The sequence below is a fragment of the Acinetobacter sp. YH12144 genome (assembly GCF_013418345.1).
Classification (GTDB): domain Bacteria; phylum Pseudomonadota; class Gammaproteobacteria; order Pseudomonadales; family Moraxellaceae; genus Acinetobacter; species Acinetobacter amyesii.
This window is the reverse complement of sequence record NZ_VPCD01000002.1, coordinates 46,672-71,293: the sequence shown is the minus strand read 5'-3', so window position 1 is coordinate 71,293 and position 24,622 is coordinate 46,672. Positions and strand designations below refer to the sequence as shown.

Sequence of the window (24,622 nt, the reverse complement as noted above, 5' to 3'; positions counted from 1 at the left end):
GACCATCAAAATCATTCATATTCTTAGATATAAAATATGAGCTCACTCTAACACAACTCCTTTACGATCACGACGAAATTTAATCAGGAACTTATCCACGTTTTATGGCAAATTCAGCGAGCATTGCAACACCTATTTACCGCGTTCGAGTCGCCGTTCCGGTATATTTATACGACTGCTTCGATTACAGCTTAAGCCAAGAGCAATACCAAAAAGCTGAAGTAGCTGCACGCGTTGCTGTATCTTTTGGTCGGCAAAATTTGACCGGTATCATCGTGGAAAAAATTGCACCCGATGCACCACTCGATTCAAGCTTTAAACTCAAGGCCATTACCGAACTTCTTGATGATCGCGCCATTTTAGATGAGAAAGTTTTAAATTTATTGACATGGTCTGCACAGTATTACCAATTTCCGATTGGTGAAGTGATGCAAAGTGCCCTTCCGACCTTGTTACGCCAAGGAAAACCCTATAATTTATTGGCACGGACATGGAATCTCCTCGACCTCCATGCCGATGACAAAATTAAGCGCTCGGAACGACAGCAAGAAGCCTATAAGATTTTAAAATTACATCCAACTGGAACTGGGGAAAATTTACTCAATTTGGCAGGTGTGGAAACCGCGACACTCAAAGCATTAGAGAAAAAAGGTATCTGTCAATGTGTCTTGGCCGAACAGGACTTTAGCCCGATGCCCATGAGCATGGCGCAAATGCCGCTCACTGCAAATCCTGAGCAAAAGAAAGCCATTGATCGGGTATTAAAAGCACGGAGTCAATATCAGGCATTTTTACTTGATGGTCTGACCGGCAGTGGTAAAACCGAAGTCTATTTACAAATCATGCAAGAGGTTCTAAAGCAAGGCAAACAGGTCTTGGTTTTAGTGCCTGAAATTGGACTCACCCCACAGACAATCAGCCGCTTCCAATCACGTTTTCATTGCAATATTGCTCTACTACATTCGGGTTTGAATGATTCAAAACGTATGCAAGCTTGGCAAGCGGCGCAAACAGGTAAGGCGTCAATTATCTTAGGCACGCGTTCTGCAATTTATACTCCACTGCCGAATCTAGGTTTGATTGTGATTGATGAAGAGCATGATCTGTCCTTTAAACAACAAGAAGGCTTTCGCTATCACGCTCGGGATGTCGCACTTTACCGTGGGCATCTGGAACAATGCCCCGTAATTTTAGGTTCTGCCACGCCTAGTATCGAGTGTTATGCACTCGCGAAACAAGGCAAAATGACTGTACTGGAATTGAACCAACGTGCTGGCACCGCAGTCATGCCGAAAATGCACATCCTTGATCTGAAAGTGGCACAGAAACAGCATGGAATTAGCCAATTATTAATTGGTGAAATCCGTAAGCGCCTAGAAAAAAAAGAACAGGTGTTAGTGTTTTTAAACCGTCGCGGATATGCCCCGGTTTTAATTTGTGAAAGCTGTGCATGGCAGGCCAAATGTCCGCACTGTGATGCCAATTTCACGGTACACCGCACACCCTATCAACACTTGCATTGTCACCACTGCGGCACCATTCACCGTATGCCAGAGCATTGTCCACAGTGTAATCACCAAGAACTGAAATCCGTGGGCATGGGTACAGCGAAGGTTGAAGAAAGCCTAAATGAGCTATTTCCGCAGCATGACGTTATACGGGTCGATCGTGATTCCACCAGTCGAGTCGGCAGTTGGCAAAAAATCTATGACAAGATTCAAAAAAGCGAACCTGCCATTTTACTCGGTACACAAATGCTGGCCAAAGGACATCATTTCCCTTACGTCACCTTGGTGGCGATTTTAGATATCGATTCAGGTCTACTGAGTGTGGACTTCCGTGCCATCGAGCGTACTGCACAGCTCATTGTACAAGTCACTGGGCGTGCCGGCCGTGGTGAACGTAAAGGCGATGTGTTTTTACAAACCCTAAGACCCGACCATCCGCTTTTGAATATCTTGGTCAATGAGGACTATCGAAAATTTGCCAAAGAAACCATGAAAGAACGGGAAATGGCACAAATGCCACCGTTTCGCTATGCCGCATTGGTACGCTGTGAGTCCAAAAACCAAGAACTCAATACTGAATTTTTACAGCAACATGCCCAATTGCTGCGTCAGGACTCTGCTGGAATTATTGACATTTGGGGGCCGATTCCTGCCCCGATGGAGCGCAAAGCCGGACGTTATCAATCCCACATGGTTTTACTGTCTACAGATCGTGCGCGCTTACATTATTATCTGCGTTATTGGTGGCAAAACATCTTGCATAACAAGCCATCAAATATGAAATTGAGCCTCGATATAGACCCACAGGAACTCAGTTAAACGCGTACAATTCAGTCTGAAAAATCAGTCATACTGAATTGCAACTTTCGACCAAAAATACAACTCTAGGACGAGTAAATGTCACTACTGTTACAGATCACAATTTTCCTTGGCGCATCCTTATTGCTTGTCCCTTTGCTCAAGCGCTTTGGTATTGCAACGGTTTTGGGATATCTGTTCACTGGTATTTTGCTCGGCCCCGATGTCTTTAACATTGCCAGTGATCCCGAAGCGATCCAAGAGCTCGCTGAGTTTGGCGTGATCTTACTGATGTTCCTGATCGGCCTCGAACTGCGTCCACAGCGGCTATGGAGTATGCGTAGTTCTATTTTCGGCATGGGCAGTTTACAAGTCGGTCTGACCGGTCTGCTTTTAGCGCTAGGCAGTTTTTTTGCCTTACAACAAGGCATTGCAGCCAGTATCGTTATCGGTTTCGCTCTGGCACTCTCCTCTACTGCCTTTGTCTTGCAGATGCTGAGTGAAAAACAGCAATTAAACACCACCTATGGGCAACAATCCTTTTCGATTTTGCTGTTTCAAGATATGGCCGCAATTCCCCTGATTGCAGTCATCCCCCTGCTCGCAGGAACAGAATCATCACATCACGGGATCGCCTATTTCGCTGCATTCATTGCAACTTTTTCAGGCTTATTTTTATTTAGTCGATACTTAATGCGGCCTTTTTTCCGTTTCGTCGCGAAAAGTGGTGCGCATGAACTGATCACTGCTGTTGGCTTATTTATTGTGCTGGGTGTCGTGGTGTTGATGGATGTACTTGGCATCAGTACCACACTCGGAGCATTTCTGACTGGCGTGCTATTGGCAGACTCGGAATTCCGCCATGAACTCGAAGCCAGTATTGCTCCGTTTAAAGGGCTTTTACTTGGTTTGTTCTTTATGACCGTGGGCATGACCACAGAACTGTCATTATTCGTTGAAATGCCATGGTTCATTATCGGTGGTGCATTGGCACTGATGCTCATCAAAATGGCGTCACTTACGGCGATTGCGCGTTATCTTAAAAATTCATGGCGCAACAGTATTTTACTGGCGACCTGTTTGGCTCAAGGCGGTGAATTTGCCTTTGTGGTCTTTAGTGTGGCGAAAAGTGAAAATGTCGTACAGCAAGCCATTTTGGAGCCATTAACCCTCATCGTCACTTTGTCGATGGTGTTGACCCCTATGTTGTACTGGTTAATACAATCACAAATTTTGCCGCGTTTTAATCCAAAAACCATCCCCGAATATGACGACATTCCGGATGAACATAATCCTGTGATTATTGCGGGCTTTGGACGTTTTGGACAAATCATTGCTCGTGTGGCGCATTTACAGCATTTGTCTTTTACCGCCATTGATAGCAACTTAGACAAAGTCGATTTCGTACGTAATTATGGTGGTCATCTATATTATGGCGATGCCACACAACCAGATATTTTACGCGCTGCGGGCATTGAACATGCCAAAGTGTTCGTCCTTGCCATAGATGATATTGAAGACTCGATGAACGTGGCGCGTCATATTCGCCTGAATTACCCTCAGTTAAAATTATTGGTCCGTGCGCGTGACCGTCATCAGGTGCATCTGCTGCGTGATTTGGGGATTGAGCATATTTGGCGTGAAACCTATTTATCGTCTTTAGGAATGGCCTATCACATGCTGTGCGACTTAGGCATCAGCGATGAAGATGCCTATAAAAGTATCGAATTGTTCCGTGATTATGATGAAAAACTGCTGACTCAACAGCAGCAAATCTATACCGATGAACAAAAAATTTATGAAACGCATCGTAACGCTTTAGCTGAACTGGAACATTTGTTTGAAAGCGATGCGCAAGCCCTTGAAAAACCTACAGGTGTTGATTTACAACGCAGTCTACAACGTCATCGTATTGATGTCACAAGAGATGATAATGAATGACTTGTGTTTTACAATATCGTCACCATTAAAGCAGGGTTATGGAGAATTTTATGTCAGATTTACGCCAACGCTTTTTTATTGAAGATAGCCCTGTTCGTGGAGAAGTGGTTCATCTTGAAGAAGCCCTACAAACGATTCTTGCACAGCGTGACTATGCACCTGCTGTACAAATTCTCTTGGGTGAAATGCTCAGCGCGACTGCCTTGTTGGCCAGCACCTTAAAAATTAAAGGTCGTATTAGCTTACAAATTCAGGCTGCAGGCACTTTTAAATGGGCAATGGCGGAATGTAATCATCTCGGTGAAGTTCGCGCACTTGCAGATTATGAAGAAGACCCGCACTTTCAAACCGCTGAAGACAGCAGCACGGTACTCAAAGCCTTGGTAAACCCAGTACTTTTCATTAATATCGAGCCTGAATTTGGTGAGCGTTATCAAGGGATTGTACCTTTAGACAAACCGACTTTAGCGGGTTGCTTGATGCAATATTATGATCTATCTGCACAGATCCCGACACGCATCGTCTTAGCAAGCAGCAACAGCCGTTCAGGTGGTTTACTGATCCAGTTATTGCCGCGTAACAGCGAAGAAGAACAACGCCGAGTTGATGAAGATCTATGGCCACGTTTAACCATGCTGACCGAGACATTAAAAGCAGAAGAGTTAACGTCTTTATCTGCAAACGAAATTTTATATCGTTTATATAACGAAGAAGAAGTTCGTCTACCTGAAACTGAAGCCTTAAAATTTGGCTGCACATGTTCAAAAGAACGCTGTGCGACAGCACTTGAACAAATTGGTGTTGCTGCAGTTCGTGAAACTCTAGAGTTTCAAAACCCAATTGAAATGGACTGCCAATTCTGTAATACAAAATATACTTTTACGGCAGAAGAAGCTCTATCCCTTTTTGGTCAACACCTCAGCTAAATCATTGCATGATTAAAAGCCTAAATCTAAGCATCCCTCGGGGTGCTTTTTTGTTGTCCCCGCAAAATTTAGACCTACTACTTTCTTCCGCTTAGTCGAATGGTTGCGAACTTTAGAACCTCAATATGATCAGCTGTATTTGCGATCAATTTTTTTTAGAGTAGAATCGCGCCAGAAATAAAGTCAAAAAAACCAACAAAGCTTTATTTTTTAATAGAAAAATAATGTAAAAAACTGGATAAAATATGAAACTCAAAACACTCGCTATTCCCTTAGCCATGTTCTGCTTTGGCCCAATGACAGCACATGCAGCAGACCTCGTCGGGACATGGAAAACCATAGATGATAAAACAGGCTATGCTCGTGCTGAAGTCAAAATCACTAAATTAAAAGACGGCAGCTATAGCGGTAAAATCACCAAAGTGCATGCCATCCCCAACCGCCCTGTCACCACGATTTGTGAAAAATGCGAAGGTAAACTCAAAAATGCACCCTTAATTGGTTTACCGATATTCTCTGGCTTTAAACATAATGCAAAAGAGAATGCGTACACCGATGGCAAGGTGATCGACCCACTTTCAGGCAATACTTATCAAGGTAAAGGGCAATTGAATGCGCGCGGCAATGTCCTGACACTTCGAGGTTATGTTGGAACCACGCTTCTCGGCCGGACGGTATCTTGGATCCGCGTCAACTAAAGTCGCCATTTGGCTTTCATTGGCATGATGAACTCAACTCCAGACGAGTTCATCATGCCGATAATAATCTACTTTGAGATGAATTCCGACTATTTTACTAGTGCGTAGACGTTCAGCATAAACCTCATTTAGCGCCAACTCGTTCATGTTTTGGCTCAAAATATAAATACCAATTCTTAAAAAATCACTAGAATATTCATATTATTTCAGGCTACATTAAACCCATAATATTTTTATGCCTTTAAGTTTTAGGCATCCGCTTTTTGTGTAATGTGGGTAATTATATGGCTGTTAAATTCCTCCCTTCTATCCTGTTCGGCATGTTCTCCATCTGCAGTTTATCCTCTGCTTTTGCAGCGATTGACCCCTTAGTGGGGACATGGAAAACCATTGATGATCGAACAGGATATTCCCTTGCCGATGTGGTGATTCGTAAAGATAAGCATGACCTGTATTCGGCCACCATTATCCAAAGCCGAAGCGTACCCGGAACAGCAAATGTTTCGACATGCACGCAATGCACCGGTGCTCAGAAAAATAAACCGATGGTCGGTTTAACCACCTTATCCGGCCTAAGCGCTGATCCAGAAAAGCCCAATGAATTTGTGGGTGGTGTAATGCTCGATCCCAAATCTGGCAAGCACTACAATGCACGCGCTCGTTTGATGAATAATGGCAAGCATTTGATCATCAATGGTCGTACTGAAGGCTCTGCAATTGGACGCAATGTCACTTGGGTCAAAAACTAAGCACGAGGCCTTTAAATCATTAAAGGCCTTTTTTAACTTAAAAATTAGAGTAAAAACTCCATATTAAAGCAGCGTTTTAAAAAAATATGCCAAATACATCACAAACTATCACATTGATTTTGTAGGTCTTTATATATAAATTAGGCAACTTACTCTAAAAACACAATTCTGAATTTTCAGGGGATGAAATGAAAAAAATATATCAACAATTATTTGCCGGAATAGTACTTAGCACTTTGTCAGGATTGTCAATTGCTGCGGAAACCGATCCACTAGTGGGGAAGTGGAAAACCGTCGATGACCGTACAGGATATTCGCGTGCAGACGTTGAAATTCGCAAAAAAGCCGATGGAAGCTATGAAGGCATCATTGTCACCACACGCAATGTCCCTGGCACTGAAAAAATGGGCGTCTGCTCGAACTGCCCAGGTGAATTGAAAAATAAACCTTTTATCGGCTTGCCATTTATTTGGGACTTTAAACAAGATCCAAAAAATCCACGTGAATTCCAAAACGGTAAAGTTCTGGACCCGATTGGTGGAAAAATCTATAAAGGCAAAGCAAGACTTAGTGCTTCAGGAAAACATTTAACTATACGTGGGTATGTTGGTGTATCTGTGATTGGTCGTAGTGTCACTTGGATAAAATATTAATTTTAAATGTGTTTTTAAAAGCCTCCTCGTGAGGCTTTTTTATTGTCATGTTTTGAAACAATAAGATGCTGTTTGCCCCTATGACAGTTTGATGAACCCTTCTATATTGATTAAAACATGATCAATATTTATACAGAGAGTATGCCAGACAATCACTATCAAACTTTAGGGATCGCCCGAGATGCTTCGGCTGATCAAATAAAAAAAGCCTATCGAAAATTGGCGCGTAAATATCACCCTGACGTCAGTAAAGAGGCTGATGCTGAAACGCGTATGCAAACGATTAATGTTGCATACGACACTTTAAGTGATGCCGAAAAGAAAAAACAATACGATTTTGAACTCGATCATCCTCAAGGATTTGCTGGGTTTAATGCTGGCAACCAAGGTGGTTTTGACCAATCTCAGTTTTATCGCCAATCGACGAGTGATGGTCAGCATGCGGACTTTAGTGGATTTGAAGACTTGTTTGGTCGTTTTGGGCAAGGCTTTGGTGGCGGTGACTATCAGTATCAACGTGCAAACCGCCAAACCAAGAGCTTCCGTGGTGAAGACCAACACGCCAGTTTAGAAGTGGATTTAGAAATCGCATTTCATGGTGCAACGCAGAATATCACCTTACAGATTCCAAGCCTCAACCCCCATGGTGAGCCTGAAGTCCAACGTAAAACCCTGCAAGTCAAAATTCCTGCAGGTATGAAATCAGGTCAACAAATTCGACTCTCCGGCCAAGGGCAAGCTGGCTATAACGGTGGAGCCGCCGGCGATTTATACATTGAAATTTTGTATAAACAAACTGAGCAAATCCGTGTAGAAGGCGTTGATATTTTCCAACAACTGAATATCAGTCCATGGGAAGCCGCATTGGGTCAAAAAATTGCATTTACCAGTCCTGATGGCAAAACATTAGAACTACAAATTCCTAAAAATGCACGTACTGGTCAGCAGCTACGATTAAAGGACAAAGGGATACCAAATAAAACACCCGGACACCTTTACCTGATTTTAAATATACAGATACCAGCTGCACAAACCGAACAAGAGCAACAAGCATATGCGGCTTTTGCTCAAGCTTTTCCGTCATTTAATCCACGACAGTCTTAAGGAGAGCACCATGACAACAATTCATTATCGTGAAATTGTCTGTGACGGATGTAAACAGACTGAAATCGTAGACGAAAAAAGTAGTTTTGATCTACAACACTTTGCCTCTGCCTGTGGGCAAAGTCCAGAATGGGTTCTGCAACTACTCGAATACGATATTCTGCCTAGCCGTTCAGAAGACAGGATTCATCAATTTTTTGGCGATGATATATCTCGCGCACGGCGTGCGTATCGGCTTCAACGAGATTTCGATGCCAGTTTTACTGCGGTCGCTATGATGCTTGATTTAATTGACGAAGTTCAACAACTACGTCGCCAAGTCAAACACCAACAGTTTCATTCACATTAAATGTAATCATGAACGCTCTGCCTCGCAGGGCGTTTTTCTTTTCTTGTAGAGTTTGTCTTGTAGAGGAAGTGATCGACAACCATGAAAACACGAGATTGCAATAAAAAAGTCAAAAACATGTTTCCTGAGTACCGTGATTTGGTCTCTCAGTTACGTGATGAAAATCCATATTTTGCACGGATCTTTGAAGAACATGATGAGTTAGATCGTGAAATTATTCAATTGGAATTAAATCCTGTCAATCACCATAACACGGATATTGAGACCATTAAGCGTAAGAAATTAAAGCTAAAAGATGAAATTTATCGCTTGCTGAAAAGTAACGAAAATGATGATATCTCTTGAGATATCGATTCATGTATAGGGGATTTTTCATGATGCATGTCGTTCGCAGTACAACCCACGAGGCTACACAATTGAATTACTAAGACCATAAGGATCGGTCAAATCGCGTTGTACTGCAGATTTTTAAAAAACAATAAAATCATGACAAAGGATTCATCATGCAAATACATCATGTGCTATTTGGAGCATTACTCAGTTTCAGCGGTCTGTTGCATGCCAGTGATAAACGAGTATTTGAAAAACCATGGATGACCAAACAGGATATTCACGCGGTGATGTGACCATCGTCAAAAATGCCGACGGGACGTATAGTGGAACACTTACTGCAATACGCCCAATGCCGTACAAGCCCTTGGTCGAAGTGTGCTTAAAACGCAAAGGCAAACTCAAATATGCACCCTTGGTGAGTCTCGAAGTTATCAAAGGATTTAAAGCAGACCCATCCATCAGAGAAGCTAACGCGAACTATTTGAGTTTCGTCAGCTTCTCAATTTCTTTCATAGTTTTAACCGTACCTTTGACTGTGCCCTTCACCGTTTGTTTAATTGGTTCATAATCCATAAACCAAAACAAATTCATGTGTTGATCGCCATGTTGCTGTGCCAGCATATCAATCACACTTTTTTCGCCACGCCCCACCAAATGCCGTCGATAAAAATAATACAGCAGTAAAATCGTGGTAATCAACATGATACCAAGCATGATCCAAAAACCGGTTGGCGATTTGAGTCCGGGAATAAACTCAAAGTTCATACCGTATATACCAGTTAATAAGGTTAATGGTGCGAAAATCGCCGTAATAATCGCTAAAATACGCATATTTTCATTGGTTTGGTTGGCAACGGCTGAAAAATGCAGATCAATGGCGGCCTGCACGGCACTGCGTAATCGTGTGGTGTGTTTTTGAATGCGTTCGATATGGCTAGTTAAATCATCTACGCGAACCAGCATGATATCCTGCTTTTCACTGCGCTTTTTGCCTTTCAAATGCGGGTAATTATCCACAACTTCATCACGCAGTTCTTGCAAGGCTTCAATTTGCTCTTCACACAAGTTTTCCACTTGCTGAAAGGCCATATTTTCCTGCAACAGTTGATGCCACTTGGTAAAACGCCGATGCCCTTGCAGCAATTCTCGCTGCCAAAACTCGACACGGCGGGTCAAAGGAACACGTAAATCCAAGTATCCATCTACCATATTATTCAGTAAGCGCAATGCCAAATCTAAGGGTGTAATGGCTAATTTTCGTGGTTTATTTTGTTCATCAATCGGACGAGAAATTAAAGTTTCAATCCGTTGGATATAACTTTCAATGGCTTTGTTGCCTTTTTCGCGCACCGTGATCAGCACTTGGGGCGTGATCAAAAAACTGATCGGGGTGGTCGCCAAACCAAAGACCCGCTCATGCTTTTCAAGAGCTTCTGCACCTGCAACAATTTGGTCATCGGGTGTGACCATTTTTCTAAAAATTAATAAATCATAATCATCGAGTGTGTCAAAGGCACACGGATGCTCTAAATTTAAAATATCCCGCAGATGGTATTCATTGACCCGTAGATCTGATGCCTGAAAAATATCACTCTGCCACTGCTCTGGGCGGTTGACGACATCTTCACGGGTACAATCAATCCAAATAAACTCAGGCTCAAGTTCAGGATAATGCTCACATTGCACTTGGTCTTGCACATAGATATGCGCGGCTGTTGGATGCTGAAAAAAATAATAGGTTTGCATATCTCATTTATTATTGTGTTTACTTTTTCATGATGCCATAAAAAAAGCCTTGAGCAAGTCAAAGTTCATACTCTGACTGCACTCAAGGCTTTTTAGAATCCATTCACAGAGCCGAAACCCTGTGAATCAACAAACCATTAAGCTTGTTCGATGTCTTTCATGGTTAATTTGATACGACCGCGGTTGTCGACATCAGCAACTTGTACTTTGATCTCTTGACCTTCAGATAATACGTCTGAAACGTTCGCAATGCGTTCGTTAGAAATTTGAGAGATATGAAGTAAGCCATCAGTACCTGGAAGGATGTTTACAAACGCACCAAATTCAACGATACGAATCACTTTACCAGTGTAGATTGTACCTGGTTCGATTTCAGCAGTAAGCGCTTGGATTTTCGCAACAGCAGCAGAAGCAGCCGCTTTAGTTTCACCAAATACGCGAACTGTACCGTTATCTTCGATATCGATTGCTGCTTTAGTTTCTTCAGTGATCGCACGAATCGTTGCGCCACCTTTACCAATCACATCACGGATCTTATCAGGGTTGATGTTGATCACTTGGAATGTAGGCGCGTGCATAGAGATTTCAGGACGAGCGCGTGAAATTACTTGGTTCATTGCATTTAAGATGTGCATACGACCTGCATACGCTTGGTTCAATGCAACTTCCATGATCTCTTCAGTAATACCTTCGATCTTGATGTCCATTTGAAGTGCAGTAATACCGTTTGCAGAACCTGCTACTTTAAAGTCCATGTCGCCAAGGTGGTCTTCGTCACCCAAGATGTCAGAAAGAACTGCGAAACGCTCGCCTTCTTTGACTAGACCCATTGCGATACCCGCAACTGGCGCTTTAAGTGGAACACCTGCGTCCATAAGTGATAGAGAAGCACCACATACAGAAGCCATTGAAGATGAACCGTTAGATTCAGTGATGTCCGATACGATACGGATCACGTACGGGAAGCGGTCAGCTGCTGGAAGTACAGCTTGTACACCACGACGCGCTAAACGACCGTGACCGATTTCACGACGTTTAGGACCAGATTCACGACCAGTTTCACCTACAGAGTATGCAGGGAAGTTGTAGTGCAACATGAAGTTGTCAGTTTTCGTACCCGCTAATGTATCTACCATTAACGCATCACGTGTATTACCCAAAGTTGTTGTTACCAACGCCTGAGTTTCACCACGTGTGAATAATGCAGAACCGTGAGCACGGTCTAACACGCCAACTTGTACGTCAAGCGCACGAACTGTTTTAGTATCACGGCCATCAATACGTGGTTTACCTGACAAGATGTTGTCACGTACTGTACGGTATTTCAGGTCTTCGAATAATTCAGCTAAGTCGTCAGCGATACCGTCAACGTCTTCTTCTGGAACAAATTGAGCAACAGCTTCAGCTTGAAGCGCATCAAGTGCTGCATAACGATCGTGTTTAACAGCGATTGTGTATGCTTCAGAGATTTTCGCTTCAAACGCTTCTTTTAATTTTGCACGAAGGTCTTCGTTTTTCGCAGGTGCAGTCCAAGTAGACTCTGTTGCACCAGCAGCCGCAGCAAATTCTTTAATCGCTTGGATCGCGATTTGCATTTCGTCATGACCGAACAATACAGCGCCAAGCATTTGGTCTTCAGAAAGTTCTTTCGCTTCTGATTCAACCATCAATACTGCAGATTCTGTACCTGCAACCACAAGGTCAAGGTCAGATTCTTTAAGCTGTTCGTGGTTCGGGTTAAGGATGTATTCACCGTTGATTAAACCAACGCGCGCACCACCGATTGGACCACGGAAAGGCGTACCCGCAATTGCAAGTGCAGCAGATGTACCTAACATTGCAGCAATGTCAGCATCCATCGTTTTGTCAGAAGAAATCACAGTCGCAGTCACTTGGATTTCGTTGTAGTAACCTTCTGGGAACAACGGACGGATTGGACGGTCGATTAAGCGTGAAATAAGAGTTTCAGCTTCAGACGCGCGGCCTTCACGTTTACCGTAACCGCCCGGGATACGACCTGCAGCATATTGTTTTTCTTGGTAGTTAACAGTCAATGGGAAGAAGTCTTGACCTGCTTTAGCTGTTGGTTGAGCAACAACGGCAACAAGAACTTGTACACCACCCATAGTGATGATTACAGTATTCGCTTGACGCGCAATACGACCTGTTTCTAGGACAACTTGATGCTGACCATATTGGAATTCTTTACGAATAATATTAAACATCGACATGTTTTATTTTTTCCTGATTTTATTCTAGTGGAGACCCCTAAGGTTTGGCATTCATTCAACGCCCCAAACGCTGTAACATAAATGACAAAGCTTAGAAGCCGACCTCACTAGATATTAAAAACATTAATTTAAAATACTAATTTAAGACACAAAGAAGGAGCGAATCATCGCCCCTTCCCCATTATCCAACCAAGGTTGGATAGACTTTAGTTTTCAGTAATACGGCACTTAGCATGCAATAGTCCGAAAATAAAAGTTTAAATCGAATTAACGACGTAAGCCTAAAGCAGCAATCAATGCGCTGTAACGAGTAGCGTCTTTACCTTTAAGGTAGTCAAGAAGCTTACGACGTTGGTTAACCATACGAATAAGACCGCGACGGCTATGGTGGTCGTGTTTGTGCTCTTTGAAGTGACCTTGTAAATCATTGATTTGAGCAGTTAAAAGAGCTACTTGAACTTCTGGTGAACCAGTGTCGTTTTCAGCGCGAGCGAATTTTGCAATGATCTCTGCGCGATCTGCGTTTGTTAAAGCCATTCGATTTCTCCGAGATGCTTATAAAGTTAACTTTTGATACGAATCAACTGATAAATCAGCTGACTGCCGTGCATCACTACAGCAAGTGCATTATATTAAGGGAAAATCGTCTTAATTGCAAAAAGAGATAGCCGACTTCGTCAGGTTTTCTTAATGACAATAACGCCTTATTTTTCCTCTCGATTCCATTATAAATTTTTTATATGCTTCGACACTCTATACGACACAAAACTGCATATTTCCAACACATTGAATTCCATATTATTGAATGAATTTTAAACTTATTTTTGATACATTTTGCCACTCAATATTTAGGATACAAAACTCAAAGTGGAATGATTAAAAAAAAGCCCGAGCTAGGCTCGGGCTTTTTTGCGCTGTAGTTTCTTCTTTTTTAGTTATTGTTTTATTATTTATTGTTTTATGTGGCGCTTTTCCGCGTCCTTATGTCAAACATTCCATGTTTTAACTTGCACTTCCTTATGTGGTAGATTTTGCCACAACGGCTGTTAGATAAAAGTCGTATTTTTCGTATCTATATGTAAGCTTTTTCGTACATCGGTTAAGCTCTATTTCTTTTCTGTTACAGCATATAGGCATTTCTTATTTTCTATACATAAAAAAGCCTTGTAGTCTCTCCCAAAACTACAAGGCTTAGCGGCTGTAAGTTTCCTATTTCCTTACTTCACTGTAAGTTCGCTGTCTTTTGACGTTATTCTTATACTTTTGCGATTTTACTCAACCATCCGTGTTGAGTTCTTTTTCTGTGAAGTCATCTTCTCAAAAAGCTCTAAAAAGCTCTATGCGCAAATCTCCTGAATCGATGTAAGCCATTTCTTACAAAATACGGTACATTTTGCCTAGGCTTTATAAAGGTAGGTGATTGTTAATTTTTTCTAACAGACCACTAACTCGCGCTGTTCTTTTTATAAGCGCTTTTGCCAATGCATCTTTTGCAACAAGTAAACTCACCACTTTTTTCGCACGAGTGATGGCGGTATAAATCAGCTCTTTACTCATCATTTCGGTTGCATGATTTTCCAAAACTACCGCCGTATGGGTAAATTCAGAACCTTGAGACTTATGTATGGTCAATGCGTAGGCAGTTTCTATACTTTTAGGTAACCGTGTTGCCACAACCCATTTATCCAAACTTGGAAAATAAACCTCAAACTGCGACTTTTCCGTCATCGGTCGTTTTAAGCAAATCCCGATATCACCATTTGATAGTCCAAGTTGATAATCGTTATAGGTCATCATAACTGGACGACCCACATACCAATCCCCTTGTTTCAACACACCCAAGGCATTTAAGACCCGAAGTTCAATCTGCTGATTGAGTTCATGTAAGCCTAATTTTCCATGTCGAATGGCCGATAGAATCCGATAATCATCAAAATAGCGAATCAATTGGGCTGACCAATTTGCATATTCAGCGGGTTGCTCTGGCCATTGTTTTAACCATGCCACATAGGGCTGAAAACCATACATCAGTTGATCATAATATTTTGCCCAATGTGCCGCACTGTTCGTGGCTTCGGGGAGATATTGTAACTGAATCACATCGCTCATATTCGGTGTCAGTTGAATCGGCTGAAGTTCGGATGCAGATACCACCTGATGTTCGAATTTCGCCAGAACTTCTGTGGTTGTTTGCTGTTGTTCTTGTTGTTGAATAAAACGAGCAAACTCACCAATGGCTGCACCCTGTACAAAACGGCGGCTGGTCTGTAAATGGGTACGGTTGGCTTGTAAGGCATCAACATCCTGAAGGTTGGCCAAAACAGCGCCAACATCGACCGAAGCCAACTGTTCTGCATCCCCCAATAGAATCAGCTTGCTGTGTTGAGGGATTGCCGCGAATAGCATCTGCGCCAAACTTAAGTCCAACATGGAGGCTTCATCGACCACAATAACGTCATAGGGTAAGCGTTGGCGCTCATTAAACCGCGGGATAGCGCGCGTCCCTAATCCCAATAGACGATGCAAAGTTACGGGTTTCAAATGTTTGTGAATAATCGAATAATGCTGCAATGCAGGATCTTTAAACGCTGCTTGTAAGGCTTCTTCCATTCGCTGCGCCGCTTTTCCTGTCGGCGCTGCCATCGCAATTCTTAAGTTTGGATTTTGCTCATTCAACACGGCAATAATCCGTGCCAAGGTATAGGTTTTACCTGTCCCTGGCCCACCGGTAATGATATTAAAATTGTGTTGACACACCATGTGCAGCGCTTGGATCTGATGGGGATCTGTCAGTAAATCCTTTTCAATATTAAGCATCTGCGTTTGATTAAGATCTTGCTCAGTTTGCTGCTTTAAACGTGCAACTTGCTTGGCTAAAGCATTTTCTAGTGCCCAATAGCGATAAAGATAAAGTCGCTGTGAATCAAAAATAAAAGGCGCAACAGGCGTTTTTTCAGCGTGTTCATGCTGAACCATCTGAGCCAAACATTGAATCTGTGCATCTTCGGCCAAAATACAACTGTCGCCTTTTTCCACGGCTTGCATCAATTGTTGAATTAACTGATTTGCAGCAGGATGACTGGCCTGATTGGGTAAATAGTGTTGGATTAAATAGTCAATCCAATCCGGAAAAACCGCATCTAAATCAGCAGTTTCTTGGGTATTTTGGGTACCTAAAACCTGCGTTTCTACAGTGCTGTCTTGTCCCGCGTGCAAAGGCTGTGCTGACAAGGCTTTTTGATCATTTTCCACACAGTTATCCTCAAACTTATCCACAAAGCAACTCATTGTTTCAGCGTGAATATTTTTATCTTTTTCGTGCTTTTTCACGTTTTAGCCACAACCTTTTCGCTCAATATTGCATCGAGGTTTTGAATGAATGTATCCGCCGGCTTCCAGTGATATACTCCACGATCGGACTGTCCATCCATACCACGAAGATACAGATAACTCGCCCCACCCAAATGCTGCGTCATATCATAGTCTTTCATCACGGCTTTCAAATAACGATGCAGGGCCACCAAATATAAAGCCGCCTGCAACCAGTAACTGGAATGACTCATACTTTCTCGAATATAGGCATGATTATAATGTGCGGTCTGATCGCCTAAGAAATTACTTTTATAATCGGCAATGTGATAACGCTGACCATCAAAATACACCAAGTCAATCGACCCCGTCAGATAGCGTGCCGTAAACACATCATTCAAATCTTGTATCTGTAAATCTGGCTCATTTAGGCTTTCAAATAGCATGCGTATTTTACGTATCGCCAATGCACGATCTGCCATACTTAAATGAAAGTCCATTTCTGAACGGTATTCACCATCGTTTAACTGATGCAGCCTAAAACCATCATGCAATGGTGTATGAATAATTTGACTGTACCATTCCCGCATTTCTTCAATCAGTTCAGTTTCATCTTGTTCAGGGTTCGCCGTTTGCCCGAACTGTTTCATTAAGTTTTGCAACATTTGCGGCGAATCAAACTCAACATCACTATGAAAACGTGATGCGATGGCTTTGGCCAACTTCTCTTCTGGGGTGCTAAATCGAACTTTTTCCATCAATTTATGCAAGAAACTTCCGGGCTTGGTTCCCTTTGGAAAATGCCGTTTAATCCAACTAATTTTCTCTGCAGTTTCTGCTTCAATGATTTCAATTTGTTCCACTTCATCGGCAGCACTGTCTTCCTGTTCGTTCATTGCCGCTGCCAGTTGGTCACGTTGTATATGTGCCTTATGTGTCGTGCGCGTGAGCGCGGTAAAGCTGGTGGTTTCCCGTGGATAAAAATGGCTATTGGGAATTTCTTCCGCGTCTAATACAACAGTTTCAACCTGAGTCTGAGTCAAAATTGGTGGTGCTGCACGCAAAACATCAGCATCCACACTTTCTGCATGTTGGAACAGATCAGGTTCGCTTTCACGCCAAAAAGTCAGTCCTGAACGCGCTTCTGCCACTTGTTTCTTTTCTACTTCATGATGACGCAGCACGGCATAGACACGATAACTGGCACGGGTCAACGCCACGTACCACAAGCGATGATGCTCTGCTTCATTGCGCGCATCATTTTGTTGAATATCATCTTCGGGTAAATCCGAAGACTTCACAGCAATCACACGTTCTAACCCAAGGCTTTTTTGCTGATTGTCTTTAAGGGAAAAATTCAAATTGCCTTTTTCACTTAAGCCGGCATTTGCTCCCAATAAAAATACACAACCAAACTCTAAGCCTTTGGATGCATGGATCGTCATCAATTGCACCCCCAATTGCCCAGTCAATTTTCGCTCTTGGGTGCTTTCATTATTGATGCCTAAATTGATTTGGCGAATAAACCATTGATAAAGCTTATGTGCACCTGTGTAATGTTCACTTTGCTGACTTAATAATTCTGCGATATGGCGTAAATTCACCACTGTGCGTTCATTATCTCGACTTTGCCCAGCCACCAAACGCGTCCACACCTGAAAGACCGTCATGCAGCTATTCCACGCGCTGCGGAATCCTTGCTCATTCCAAATTTGTCGAATCTGTTCGAGTTTTTCGATAATTTCGCTCAGTCCATCCGCTTGCTGTTCGAGTGCGACCAGTTGTTTCAGATCAAAACCCAATAAACGGCTCAGCAGCGCACGTTTCACCTTGGCTTCTTGATAAGGATTTAAAATCGCCGTCAGCAAAGCGGCAACGTCTTGTGCGACGGAACTTTTATAGACACTGTCCCGAGATGCTTTATAACAAGGAACGCCCAGCTGCAATAAACATTGCTGTACTTGCTCTAAGTCGAAATGGTTTTGCCCCAAGACCGCAATATCGTTTGCTGTCAGTGCTCGCTGGGTATTATTGTCTTGAAAATATAAATGTCCTTGCTGAGCTTGGTTGAGCAAGGACTGAATCTGCCAAGCCACTTGCTCTGCTTCATTTAGCGTTTCATCCAAAGCCAACCAACGCAGCGGTTGTGGATTGACTTGATCATGATCAATCAACGGCGGATGCTCACGCTCACCTGCTTGAATCGGGGTGTATTCAACTTGCTCACCAAAGTCCATTTGCCGATGAAACAAGGCATCCACCACTTCAACCAAGTTTTTGACTGAACGATGGTTTTTGTTCAAGGTATAACAACGCCCACCCTTGGCTTGAATATCATGACGCGCTTTACGATAGGTCAGCATGTCACCGCCACGGAACCCATAAATCGCCTGTTTCGGGTCGCCGACCATAATCATACAGCCCTGATGTAAGCGCTCCTTGACCCGCCAAATACTGGACAGCATGTCATCTTGATCTTGGTTGGTGTCTTGAAATTCATCGACTAAAATCAGCGGATATCGTGCTAAAACATGGGCAGCAAAACTGTCTTTCCCTGCTGCTGAACTTTGCTGTAAGGCTTCCGATAAGGTCCGAATTTGTTGTGAAAAGGTGGTTTCCCCAGCATGGGACAACACTTGAGGCAAACGCTTTTTGACTTCCTGCGCCAAATAAAAATTCAGGTATTGTTCTGCTTGATTGATATGTTCATAAGCGCTGAGCACCGCTCGGAGTTGTTGAACAAAAGCATGTTGATAAAACGCTTTTGAGACATCAGGCTGCTCTTCAACGACTTTGTCTTTAAAGACACGTGGCTTAAATTCAGTTTTATTCGGATCATAAAACAATGAACGAATGGCTTTCATCGTCGGTTGTAACACGTCGGACTGGGTCAAAACCCCTTGGCTACCCGCAGCTTCAAAGTGCTGTAAAAACTCGGGAATGCGTGTGTTAAAGGTGACAAAAAATGCCTCTTTATTAAAACGTCGAGCGTCCACCAGGTTTTTATAATGACTTCCTGCATCAAAACACGCTGCAAGTTCTACACGAGCATCAGGCAGCATTTGCGCAAGCTGATGACACATCGCTTCAAAATGCGCTAAGGCATTTTCGGGTAATTCAGGGACGCGCAAATCCACCGATGGGAAATTTAGACTTTCCTTTACCACGCTGAGATAGTATTCAGGACCTTTCAACTGATGATTCAACATCAAATATTCAATCAAATGTGCAGGCTGCTGCTGGATCCAATCTCTTAATAAATCATGAATAATACGTTCAATATGCAGGTCTTCATCATCACTGATTTGCACCTGTTCGATACGACCACTTTCAAAGGCAAATTCACGTAATAACTTTTGACTAAAGCTGTCTAAAGTTCCGACAAAGAGTTCTTCATATTGTTGTAAGACCACGTTCAGACGATTGTAGGCATAATCTAAGTGATGCCCATGATCTTTCAGCACTTGCTGATACAAAGGGTCACTCAAACTTTGCTGAAGTTCGGCCAACTCACCTTGAGATGCCGCGAGCAGGCCATAAATAAAGTCACGGGTTTCTTCAATCCGCAGCCGAACCCGCGCTTTGAGTTCTGCTGTAGCCTTACGTGTAAAGGTAGTGGCAATGACCTGATTCGGCATATAGCGATCGAGAAAAATCCGCACCATCAGACTGGAAAGCGTATAGGTTTTCCCAGTACCCGCAGAGGCTTCAATCCAGTGCAGTCCGGTAAAGCTCATGTCTGCAATCGGGTTGGTGGACATTTTCATCGCTTGCTGTGGCATATTCATTTTTTCACCTCAGGCTTGATGACATTAAGTTTTTTTAGGCCGTCATCCGCCTCGGTATCCATCACATGATATAAACGTTCTGCATAATAACGACAGGACAATGCCAGAAGCTCATCTGCCGCTTGTTGCTGTAAAATAAAGCTCCAATCACGATGGTGGCTATTGGCTTCATTCGACTCCAACTCCACTCCACCAAAACTATGATTTTTCAGCCATTCCTCTTGAAGCTTTGCAAAATTATCTGGCATGAGCTGGCCTGTTTCATTCTCCACCCAAGTGCATTTTTCTTGGCGAATTAAGGCAGCAGGCAGCACCACAGGACGTTTTTGTGCATGTTTCCACATCGCCACCCATTCACTGAGCTGCAGCTTGGCTTGTGCAGAGCTTAATCCACAACAGACTATGCTTTTATCATTACAAATCACTTCACGACGATACGCAGCGCCCTCATCCCCTAAGTCTAAATAGCTCAACCACAGTAGATATTCGAGCCACGTTTGCGTCTGACGCTTAGGCTTTGCCCCTGACGCCATACAGCTCAACCAATGCATACTCTGAGGGTCTTCAGGCACGGTGATGCTCAGTATCAAATGCGGTTCAAGCTGTAGGTTTTGTAGGGTGGTCACGGTTACACAACGTCCATCTAAACGCTCTAATAACTGTGCCTGCTCTTGCAAACTGAGCTTCCAAGTCGCTATTTGACTATGTCCCACAGGCAGTACATCTTGGAACAAGGCCATATCCGGTTCAGTTGGAGTCGTAGAGTTCTGATCCTCAGCTTGATGGACACGAGAGGCAGGTTGCACATAATGCTTTTGCAATAAGTCACGGACATGATATTGCTGTAAACGGTCGAGCAATAAAGGCTCTTGCTGTGGTAATTGGTCACCGGTATAGACACTGGCCACGCCAAGCGTTTTCAAATATGCACGAGCTGGAAACACCACATCTTTAATCCATTCCTGACCATCCAAAACCCGTACTTCTTGTTCATCATGCACAGGATAATCACGGTTAATCCACGATTGGCGTTGACCAGACTGATCTAAAATATGTTCCGCCACAGCAAACCATTGATCTTTATATCGTAGGTTTTTCGACTGCTGAAAACCCATCGGGTCAAATGGCTGCAAAGGATAAATATGGTATAGCGGCTCGAGCTGCTGTGGAATGCGTAAGCCATCCAAATCCAGCATGGCATCATGTGGTTGGTTCAATTGCTGCGGCTGAATCATCCGTGCGAGGAATTGGCTAAATTCATAAATCACGGATGATGGCTCACGACTTTCACCATCATTGACATCAAAGCCATTATAGAAAATCCACAAGGACTGTCGGGCAAATAACAAGGCATCTAAAAATGCACCTTTATCATCTTCCAAACGTGAGCGATCACCCAATACCGGTTTAAACACATCCATCAAATCAAAAGGCACTTGCTGATCACGACGTGGAAACTTACCACTATCCATGTTCATCAACACCACCAATGAAAATGGGACTTGGCGGATTTTCCCCATGTCCGCAAAGGTCACGGATCCTGTCGGTTCGATCTGATCGGCAGAGCTATCGATGCCTTGTTGTATTTCTTTGAGCAGCAAAGATAATGGCAAATTAAAGCTATTGGGGAGCGACTCAACTTTATCACTTTGAGCATTGTGCAGACGTTGCGTCATCGCACGCATTACACTGCGAATGGTTTCAAATGCACGACCACTGGCCTCCACAAAAGGCTTCAAATCTGCGTCTAATTGTTGCAACCATGCTTTGACCGTCTGTGCGCTGAGATTTGGATTGAGCCAATCTCGACGCGCACTGATATCTCGGTAGATCTGAATTAAAGTTTGCACCAACTCAAAATCACTACTCAACACCCCTGCAAAACTTAACGTGTCCTCAAATACGGCATGTTGTGGAATCGCAATCCCTAAAGCCAAACGGTCTAATGCAAATTTAAAGGTATAACGATAATCTCGGTCTTGCTCGGACAAATAAGCCAACATGTGCTGTTCGTCTAAACCACGACGGAAACCGGCTTGAATCAGCAGTTCCATCATACGTTCCATTTGCACATGGTCGAGCTGATACAGTTCTTGCACCGCATTCAAATTCAGCCAATCATGAAAATCTTCTGCGGTAAAACGACCTTGACTAATTTCAATGCGTCCAACAAAGGCTTGCCATGCATTTTGAATATCTTGACTGACCACCCCTGCAATTTTGACTGGGATATAAGGTAAATCCACAGCACTGCGACCCATGCCTCGAGTCGTCGAAAAGACCGTCCGAATATGCGGTTCCAGTTCTTTTAAGTTTGGCACCAAGACCAAGATATCACTCGGATGGCGTGGCTCTTGTTCCGTGCCATCGGCCAACCAATGCACCAACTGTTCACGTAAAACCTCTAACTGACGCAGGCTAGAATGACAGACATGAAATTGAATCGATTCATCTGCCCCCGCGAGTGCATATTGATGCTGCTCGGGTTCTTCTAAGGTCATGATGTCATATTGAATTTGAGCGAGCAGTGTTGTCGGCTCGGTGTCTGGAAAAATATCTTCCCAGCCTTCGCCACCAGACATATTCACCAATAATGCAAAGTTATCCCGCGCACGCTTGCCTAAACGCGTCAGTAGTGAATGCTGTGATTCACGAAATTCGGCATTGGTCGTACTCAGATAGGCCTGAATTTGCGCTGTGCTGACATTGGGATTTCGCTCAATATAACGCTGTTGTAATTTCAAGTTATAACGATCTTTCCAAACTGGATCGACCATGTCTGCCCAATACTCACGCGATGGGTTGAAATACAACAAATGTACTTTGGTATACGCCGCCAAGCAATATAAAAATTTCAGTTGTGCAGGTGGTAATTCTAAGGTCGTAAAAACAAAAATTTGTTCAGGCAAACCGTTATAGGTTTGATGACGCTCATCATCATCGCGTTCATCATCCTCAGCATCCAAATCAAACTGCTGCTGCCGATTTTGCTCAGCACGCGCCAAGGCAAACCAAAATTTATTGTCTATTTCCTGACGGTCATTAAAGTCTTTTTGGAATACTTGATGCCATAACCAACGCTGCCAATGCTCCAGTTGTCGAGCCTGCGTCGGTAGATATTCATCGGCTTGTTCAGGTTTCAGACCTGTGAGTTGCATGATATTTAAAGGCTGATTGTGACTCCACGCCTTCAACCAATCGGTATCGCAATGTGGACAAATCCAGTGCTCAACACCTTCATCTGGGGTATGAATACAACTGCCACGAAAGGCCATGTAGTTGGTAAAAAGCCGAGTGACTTGAGCAGCGATCCAGTACAACATTTCTTGCCGCTTTTGCTCACGTTTTTTTCGATCTGAGAGCTGTGCTGTGCTGTCAAAAATACGCTGAACTAAGGGCTGAACATCTGTCGGAATCTGTGCTGCATCAAACTGATCAGCTGCAATAAAAACCGCTAAAGCATTATAAATACGCCATTGCATAATCAACGGCGGCATGTTGATACCTTTAATCCGCTCTCGGTCTTGTTTATTCGGCAAGGCCCAATCGTAGGCTTTCCACTGCAACCCTAAAATTTTACGATGATGCTTAATATTGGCACTAATACTGATTTTTTCAGCAATTTGTTTTTCTAACCATGCAGCAATGGCTTGATCGGGCACCACGATATGTCGTTCTTGCAAGACGGACAAAGCATTGGTCGATTGATTCGATTTCAATTTTTCGATTAGACAATCCACCAAAACTTCGATTCGTTGACTTTGAATTACATGTATTGCCATGGATTACCTTTACAGCCTGAGTGACCAACTACTACAAAACAACAATGATTATTTACTATACATCTTGGGCTGTCTATGCGACTTTGACAAGAGAATAGATTGCAAAAAATGCTTTTAAACAAGTATCTTAATGATACTTTATGAGAAAAAAACCAATCCAGTATCAAGGGTATCTGCTTATGAAAATTGATAACATTCCTGATTCCATCGACCCTAACTTAAATCTGGACATTATTCGCGCTGAATGCTTAGAGCTTGTGAAAAAACGTGCTTATTTTTCAGCAGGTGCAGCTATTATTCCTGTGCCATTTTTGGATGTGGTGATTGATGTCGGAATTTTGTCACAGCTCATTCCAGAAATTAATGCGCGTTTTGGTTTAGCGCCAGATCAAATTAGTGTGTATGACCCGAAAACCAAACAAATTCATTGGACAGAACTGCGTAAACGTGGTGTCGAATTTTCTGGTTTAGTGGTTGCACGAACCGCCATGAAAAAATCGCTAAATAACATTGCAGCAAAATATATTACCAAACAAGTCACTAAATTTATTCCACTAGGTGGACAATTGGTGGCAGCCAGTTTGGGTTATATTGTGATGAAAAAAGTCGCTGAAACCCATGTAGAAGAAAGCTACCAATTGGCGAAGCGTATTCAACAGAAATTTCCGAACCAACCTGTCCCAACGCCGAACAATGGTTAACGAAAC

General features: G+C 43.1%; 17 protein-coding genes. 11 read left to right on the top strand and 6 right to left on the bottom strand.

Translation table 11 applies throughout. The annotated features are described in order from the left end of the window. Positions 1 to 104: 104 nt before the first annotated feature. From FTU79_RS01980 to FTU79_RS16465, 10 genes are all read left to right on the top strand, one after another. Entirely contained in the window at positions 105 to 2,327 is a 2,223-nt protein-coding gene (locus FTU79_RS01980; RefSeq protein ID WP_180048791.1) for a primosomal protein N', read from the top strand. Positions 2,328 to 2,405: 78 nt separating this feature from the next. After that, positions 2,406 to 4,247, top strand: coding sequence for a monovalent cation:proton antiporter-2 (CPA2) family protein (locus FTU79_RS01975; RefSeq protein WP_180048790.1), 1,842 nt, complete (start codon positions 2,406 to 2,408; stop codon positions 4,245 to 4,247). A gap of 50 nt (positions 4,248 to 4,297) precedes the next feature. Then, entirely contained in the window at positions 4,298 to 5,173 is an 876-nt protein-coding gene (hslO, locus tag FTU79_RS01970; RefSeq protein ID WP_078189788.1) for an Hsp33 family molecular chaperone HslO, read from the top strand. 245 nt (positions 5,174 to 5,418) lie between these two features. Then, a complete protein-coding gene (locus tag FTU79_RS01965; protein ID WP_180048789.1) occupies positions 5,419 to 5,871 on the top strand; it encodes a DUF2147 domain-containing protein in 453 nt (150 codons plus the stop codon). Between the two features lie 284 nt (positions 5,872 to 6,155). Continuing rightward, positions 6,156 to 6,620, top strand: a complete 465-nt coding sequence (locus tag FTU79_RS01960) for a DUF2147 domain-containing protein (protein WP_168377964.1) — start codon at positions 6,156 to 6,158, stop codon at positions 6,618 to 6,620. A gap of 188 nt (positions 6,621 to 6,808) precedes the next feature. Then, complete coding sequence (locus tag FTU79_RS01955; protein WP_168377965.1) at positions 6,809 to 7,273, top strand: DUF2147 domain-containing protein; 465 nt, start codon at positions 6,809 to 6,811, stop codon at positions 7,271 to 7,273. Positions 7,274 to 7,414: 141 nt separating this feature from the next. Next, the gene (locus tag FTU79_RS01950; protein ID WP_180007253.1) at positions 7,415 to 8,377 is read left to right on the top strand and encodes a DnaJ C-terminal domain-containing protein; all 963 of its coding nucleotides are present in this window, start codon (positions 7,415 to 7,417) and stop codon (positions 8,375 to 8,377) included. Between the two features lie 10 nt (positions 8,378 to 8,387). Continuing rightward, positions 8,388 to 8,726, top strand: a complete 339-nt coding sequence (locus tag FTU79_RS01945; RefSeq protein WP_111885626.1) for a chaperone modulator CbpM — start codon at positions 8,388 to 8,390, stop codon at positions 8,724 to 8,726. 81 nt (positions 8,727 to 8,807) lie between these two features. Further along, positions 8,808 to 9,071 (top strand): YdcH family protein, encoded by a 264-nt coding sequence (locus FTU79_RS01940; RefSeq protein WP_078192816.1) that lies wholly within the window; start codon positions 8,808 to 8,810, stop codon positions 9,069 to 9,071. Between the two features lie 158 nt (positions 9,072 to 9,229). Beyond that, a complete protein-coding gene (locus FTU79_RS16465; RefSeq protein WP_257224018.1) occupies positions 9,230 to 9,352 on the top strand; it encodes a hypothetical protein in 123 nt (40 codons plus the stop codon). Between the two features lie 184 nt (positions 9,353 to 9,536). Here FTU79_RS16465 and FTU79_RS01935 read toward each other — a convergent pair whose 3' ends face one another. The 6 genes from FTU79_RS01935 to FTU79_RS01910 form a co-directional block, all read right to left on the bottom strand. Continuing rightward, the gene (locus FTU79_RS01935) at positions 9,537 to 10,805 is read right to left on the bottom strand and encodes a magnesium transporter CorA family protein (RefSeq protein ID WP_180022601.1); all 1,269 of its coding nucleotides are present in this window, start codon (positions 10,803 to 10,805) and stop codon (positions 9,537 to 9,539) included. Positions 10,806 to 10,942: 137 nt separating this feature from the next. Then, positions 10,943 to 13,030: a polyribonucleotide nucleotidyltransferase gene (gene pnp / locus FTU79_RS01930; protein WP_180048870.1), complete on the bottom strand. Its 2,088-nt coding sequence runs from the start codon at positions 13,028 to 13,030 to the stop codon at positions 10,943 to 10,945. 273 nt (positions 13,031 to 13,303) lie between these two features. Then, complete coding sequence (rpsO, locus tag FTU79_RS01925; protein ID WP_067761248.1) at positions 13,304 to 13,573, bottom strand: 30S ribosomal protein S15; 270 nt, start codon at positions 13,571 to 13,573, stop codon at positions 13,304 to 13,306. Between the two features lie 867 nt (positions 13,574 to 14,440). Continuing rightward, a complete protein-coding gene (gene recD, locus FTU79_RS01920) occupies positions 14,441 to 16,288 on the bottom strand; it encodes an exodeoxyribonuclease V subunit alpha (protein ID WP_373685639.1) in 1,848 nt (615 codons plus the stop codon). A 74-nt stretch (positions 16,289 to 16,362) separates the two neighbouring features. Beyond that, complete coding sequence (locus FTU79_RS01915) at positions 16,363 to 20,133, bottom strand: UvrD-helicase domain-containing protein (RefSeq protein ID WP_180048788.1); 3,771 nt, start codon at positions 20,131 to 20,133, stop codon at positions 16,363 to 16,365. Then, entirely contained in the window at positions 20,130 to 23,915 is a 3,786-nt protein-coding gene (locus FTU79_RS01910) for an exodeoxyribonuclease V subunit gamma (RefSeq protein WP_180048787.1), read from the bottom strand. The genes FTU79_RS01915 and FTU79_RS01910 overlap by 4 nt, the downstream gene beginning before the upstream one ends. 179 nt (positions 23,916 to 24,094) lie before the next feature. On the opposite strand from FTU79_RS01910, the gene FTU79_RS01905 reads away from it, so the two are divergent. Continuing rightward, the gene (locus FTU79_RS01905) at positions 24,095 to 24,616 is read left to right on the top strand and encodes a hypothetical protein (RefSeq protein WP_180024754.1); all 522 of its coding nucleotides are present in this window, start codon (positions 24,095 to 24,097) and stop codon (positions 24,614 to 24,616) included. Positions 24,617 to 24,622 lie beyond the last annotated feature (6 nt).

What these genes read in the sequence shown, in the direction of transcription:
- FTU79_RS01940 (WP_078192816.1), top strand. Translation starts at nt 8,808, where the DNA reads ATGAAAACACGAGATTGCAATAAAAAAGTCAAAAACATGTTTCCTGAG.
- hslO (WP_078189788.1), top strand. Translation starts at nt 4,298, where the DNA reads ATGTCAGATTTACGCCAACGCTTTTTTATTGAAGATAGCCCTGTTCGT.
- FTU79_RS01905 (WP_180024754.1), top strand. Translation starts at nt 24,095, where the DNA reads ATGAAAATTGATAACATTCCTGATTCCATCGACCCTAACTTAAATCTG.
- FTU79_RS01915 (WP_180048788.1), bottom strand. Translation starts at nt 20,133, where the DNA reads ATGAATATGCCACAGCAAGCGATGAAAATGTCCACCAACCCGATTGCA.
- FTU79_RS01960 (WP_168377964.1), top strand. Translation starts at nt 6,156, where the DNA reads ATGGCTGTTAAATTCCTCCCTTCTATCCTGTTCGGCATGTTCTCCATC.
- pnp (WP_180048870.1), bottom strand. Translation starts at nt 13,030, where the DNA reads ATGTTTAATATTATTCGTAAAGAATTCCAATATGGTCAGCATCAAGTT.
- FTU79_RS01910 (WP_180048787.1), bottom strand. Translation starts at nt 23,915, where the DNA reads ATGGCAATACATGTAATTCAAAGTCAACGAATCGAAGTTTTGGTGGAT.
- FTU79_RS01965 (WP_180048789.1), top strand. Translation starts at nt 5,419, where the DNA reads ATGAAACTCAAAACACTCGCTATTCCCTTAGCCATGTTCTGCTTTGGC.
- FTU79_RS01945 (WP_111885626.1), top strand. Translation starts at nt 8,388, where the DNA reads ATGACAACAATTCATTATCGTGAAATTGTCTGTGACGGATGTAAACAG.
- FTU79_RS01935 (WP_180022601.1), bottom strand. Translation starts at nt 10,805, where the DNA reads ATGCAAACCTATTATTTTTTTCAGCATCCAACAGCCGCGCATATCTAT.
- FTU79_RS01975 (WP_180048790.1), top strand. Translation starts at nt 2,406, where the DNA reads ATGTCACTACTGTTACAGATCACAATTTTCCTTGGCGCATCCTTATTG.
- FTU79_RS01980 (WP_180048791.1), top strand. Translation starts at nt 105, where the DNA reads ATGGCAAATTCAGCGAGCATTGCAACACCTATTTACCGCGTTCGAGTC.
- FTU79_RS01955 (WP_168377965.1), top strand. Translation starts at nt 6,809, where the DNA reads ATGAAAAAAATATATCAACAATTATTTGCCGGAATAGTACTTAGCACT.
- rpsO (WP_067761248.1), bottom strand. Translation starts at nt 13,573, where the DNA reads ATGGCTTTAACAAACGCAGATCGCGCAGAGATCATTGCAAAATTCGCT.
- FTU79_RS16465 (WP_257224018.1), top strand. Translation starts at nt 9,230, where the DNA reads ATGCAAATACATCATGTGCTATTTGGAGCATTACTCAGTTTCAGCGGT.
- FTU79_RS01950 (WP_180007253.1), top strand. Translation starts at nt 7,415, where the DNA reads ATGCCAGACAATCACTATCAAACTTTAGGGATCGCCCGAGATGCTTCG.